The organism is Bartonella sp. AP57NXGY (assembly GCF_042195805.1).
GTDB lineage: Bacteria > Pseudomonadota > Alphaproteobacteria > Rhizobiales > Rhizobiaceae > Bartonella.
The window spans coordinates 1-697 of record NZ_JBHIOZ010000531.1 but is presented as its reverse complement, the minus strand read 5'-3'; the positions used below and the strand labels follow the sequence as shown (position 1 = coordinate 697).

Here is a 697-nt window from a genome sequence, read left to right as displayed (position 1 = left end):
CGAAATCACATTCGCAATTAAGGAAATAACAATTGCTACTAAACTCATCTTTCTCTCCTCACTTACCCTTCTTCTTATTTTTACGAGCCGGCGCTTTTACTGCTTCATCACGCTGTTTAAGCTTTTGTGTTAGTCTTTCAACTTCCTCGTCGCGTGATTGAACATCTGCTTTTAGTGCCTGTATCTTTTCACTTTTCCGTGTAAAATCTTCTCGATACGCATCTATCTTTTGCTTCAATTCTTTAATTTCCGTATCACGTGATTGAACATCTGCTTCGAGTGTCATTACAACTTCACTTACATTTCTGAACGCCTTTTCATGCTCTTCAGTCTTTTGTTTCAGTTGTTTAATTTCCTCGTCACGTTCTTCAATCTCTTGCTTCAGTTGTTTAATTTCCTTGTCACGTTCTTCAAGATCCGCATCACATTCATCAATTGTCTGCTTGCTTTCCTTTAAATACCTAAACTCATTCTCTTTCATTTTTTTCTTAATATCTTGAACCTGCTCTTTAAGTGCTTTAACTTGATCGCGATAATGCAATGCAATACGAAACATCACTCCGCTTAAGAGCAAAACTGAAACCACTGCTATCCATAAAATTTCATTCGAACTCATCTTTATCTCCTTTAATTTTTATGAGGGCGGTCATCATGACCAATCTGTTGTGCTTCGCATTCCATTAAAAAAAGAATGCAA

At 36.7% G+C, this 697-nt stretch carries 1 protein-coding gene; it reads right to left on the bottom strand.

Annotation, left to right across the window (positions count from 1 at the left end; translation table 11 throughout):
- Positions 1 to 58: 58 nt before the first annotated feature.
- Complete coding sequence (locus ACFIL8_RS11860; RefSeq protein ID WP_375635079.1) at positions 59 to 616, bottom strand: hypothetical protein; 558 nt, start codon at positions 614 to 616, stop codon at positions 59 to 61.
- Positions 617 to 697: the final 81 nt, after the last annotated feature.

What these genes read in the sequence shown, in the direction of transcription:
- ACFIL8_RS11860 (WP_375635079.1), bottom strand. Translation starts at nt 616, where the DNA reads ATGAGTTCGAATGAAATTTTATGGATAGCAGTGGTTTCAGTTTTGCTC.